At 53.5% G+C, this 2,565-nt stretch carries 3 protein-coding genes and 1 pseudogene (1 of these 4 running past the window's edge); all 4 read left to right on the top strand.

Going from position 1 to position 2,565, the window contains the following annotated elements:
* Positions 1–582 (top strand): annotated as a pseudogene (locus GTN70_04575) (methylmalonyl-CoA mutase) (it extends 991 nt beyond the left edge of the window).
* A 17-nt stretch (positions 583–599) separates the two neighbouring features.
* Positions 600–1,064, top strand: coding sequence for a methylmalonyl-CoA mutase (locus GTN70_04570; GenBank protein ID NIO16258.1), 465 nt, complete (start codon positions 600–602; stop codon positions 1,062–1,064).
* A gap of 15 nt (positions 1,065–1,079) precedes the next feature.
* A complete protein-coding gene (locus tag GTN70_04565; GenBank protein ID NIO16257.1) occupies positions 1,080–2,366 on the top strand; it encodes a thiolase domain-containing protein in 1,287 nt (428 codons plus the stop codon).
* A 2-nt stretch (positions 2,367–2,368) separates the two neighbouring features.
* The coding region (locus GTN70_04560; protein ID NIO16256.1) for a nucleotide-binding protein at positions 2,369–2,565 on the top strand (197 nt) is incomplete at its 3' end.

Below are 2,565 nucleotides of genomic sequence, written 5' to 3'. Positions count from 1 at the left end.
AATTCGCTCGATGAGACCCTCGCCCTGCCCACCGAGGAAGCAGCCACGGTTGCCCTCCGGACCCAGCAGATACTGTCTGAAGAGTCGGGGGTGGCAAACACGATAGATCCGCTCGGCGGATCGTATTTCGTAGAGGCGCTCACCAATGAGATGGAGAAAAAGGCACTCGCCTACATCGAGAAGATAGACGAGATGGGCGGGATAATCGAAGCGATAAACCAGGGATACCCGCAGAAAGAGGTAGCGGAGGCTGCATACAACTATCAGCGGCTCGTAGACAGGAAGGACAAAATCGTCGTGGGAGTGAACCAATACGAAATGGAAGAGGAAAATTCCATGCCGATTTTGAAGATCGACGATTCTGTTGAGAGAAATCAGATCAGGCGGACGAGGGAAGTCCGGAGAAAGCGAAGCGCCAGAAAAGTGAACTCCTGCATAAAAAATTTGCAGGAAGCGGGCAGCACCAGCGAGAACCTCATGCCGGTGATACTCGATGCCGTGAGAGAATACGTGACCCTCGGCGAAATTTGTGATGTCCTGAGGGGAGTCCTGGGAGAATACAAGGATCCTGCATACTTTTAGTAAAATGGAGGGAGACCATGGTTACGGGGGCAAAAGGAGCGAAGAAAAAATCCGTTGAGAGGAAGGCCAAGGGTGCACGTCCCGGCAGGAAGGTAAGAATCCTGGTGGGGAAGCCGGGCCTCGACGGGCATGACAGGGGTGCCAAGATCATTGCAAGGGCTCTTCGTGATGCCGGTTTCGAAGTCATTTACACAGGGCTTCACCAGACGCCAGAGATGATAGCGAATGCAGCGATACAGGAGGACGTCGACGGAATAGGCCTGAGCATCCTCTCGGGCGCCCACAATCACCTTTTTCCCAAAGTGATTGGCCTCTTGAAGGAAAAGAGGGTAAAGGGGATAAAGATATTCGGCGGCGGTATCATTCCCGACAGAGACATTCCAACTCTCGAAAAGGCCGGTGTGGACAAGATATTTACCCCCGGTGCCCCGCTCGAAGAGATAATCGAGTATGTGAAGAAAAACATCAAGCCGAGAAAATAAAAGGGAGACGTATTGATGCGTGATGTCTATATGGTTGCGGGAGGCGTGAGCAAGTTCAAAAAGGCACGGCCTGATGCAACCTTTCAGAAGATGGTCAAAGAAGCATTTGATTATGCCATGGATGACGTTGACGGTTTGAGCCGCGACCAGATCGACGGAAGCGTCGCCTCATATTTTTCGGACCACTTCACACGGCAGCTGATGGCGGGCATCATGGCAACCGATTACCTCGGGTTGTGTCCGAAGCCGAACAAGAGAGTGGAGGGTGGGGGAGCGACAGGCGGCCTCTGTTTTCAGGCGGCATGGGAAGCGGTGGCATCGGGAAGGATGGATGTATGCCTGGCCTTCGGCTTTGAGACCATGTCTCACGTGCAGACGTGGAAAGGAAACGAATTTATCGCCCTCGCCTCGGATGTCAATTACGATTATCCCGTCGGCGGCTTCTACTCCGGTTACTACGCGATGATGGTAAACCGGCACATCCACGAGTTTGGGACCAGAGTTGAGCAGATGGCGATGGTCTCGGTGAAAAATCACATGAATGCGCTCTATAACCCATACTCTCAAAAGGGGGGGAAACTCTCGATCGATGATGTTCGCAATGCCGAGATGGTTGCCTATCCTCTCACGCTTCTCGATATCTGCGTCATGTCGGACGGAGCTGCGGCCTGCATCCTTACCGACGAGAAGACGGCACACCGGCTCACCGACAGGCCCGTCAGGATAACCGGTGTCGGTACCGGTACAGACGCAATGAGGATGGCGGACAGGCCGCATGCTGAGGTGCCCCTGTTGCCTCATGAAAAGAAAAGCGATTACAAAAAACTCAAGTATCCCGGCATTCACTCCTTCCGGGCCGGGCGTATGGCGAGTATCCAGGCCTATAAGATGGCCGGAATAAAAAATCCTCTCCGGGAGATCGACTTCATCGAGCTCCATGATGCCTACACATCATCGGAAATACAGACGTACGAGGACCTTGGTCTCTGCAGGTACGGCGAGGGAGGCACGTTTGTCGAAAAGGGGCACCCTTTCCTGCGTGGCATCGATTACGGTTTGCCTTTGAAAAATAAAGGGACTTTGCCGGTGAATCCCTCCGGTGGCCTCATAGCCTGCGGCCACCCCGTTGGGGCCACCGGTTTGATGCAGGCCGTGTTTGCATTCTGGCAGCTTCAGGAAAGGATCGGCGTCCACTTCGGGGATGATACGCTGCAGATCGATGGTGCAAGGAGGGGTCTTATCCACAGTCACGCGGGGACGGGAACATATGTGACGGTTTCCGTACTCGAAAGGGGGTGGTAGGGATGACCGGGAAAAAGATATCAAAAAAAGACAGACCTAAATATAACCCTGACGCGAAGCTTCCCGAGACCATGACCGGGTCGACGGTGTATAACGTTCCCTTTCCCGAGGACCTTTCAGAGCTGAAGAAAATGAGCCCGATCATCGTAAAGTATCCCTATCAGATAGAGTACATCCACTCTTACGGTCAGGATTCGCC

This window comes from Deltaproteobacteria bacterium, assembly GCA_011773515.1.
Lineage (GTDB): Bacteria > Desulfobacterota > Deferrimicrobia > J040 > J040 > WVXK01.
This window is presented reverse-complemented; position numbering and strand designations above follow the sequence as displayed.

Excerpts from the sequence above, each read along its gene's own strand:
- GTN70_04570 (NIO16258.1), top strand. The coding sequence starts at position 600 with ATGGTTACGGGGGCAAAAGGAGCGAAGAAAAAATCCGTTGAGAGGAAG.
- GTN70_04565 (NIO16257.1), top strand. The coding sequence starts at position 1,080 with ATGCGTGATGTCTATATGGTTGCGGGAGGCGTGAGCAAGTTCAAAAAG.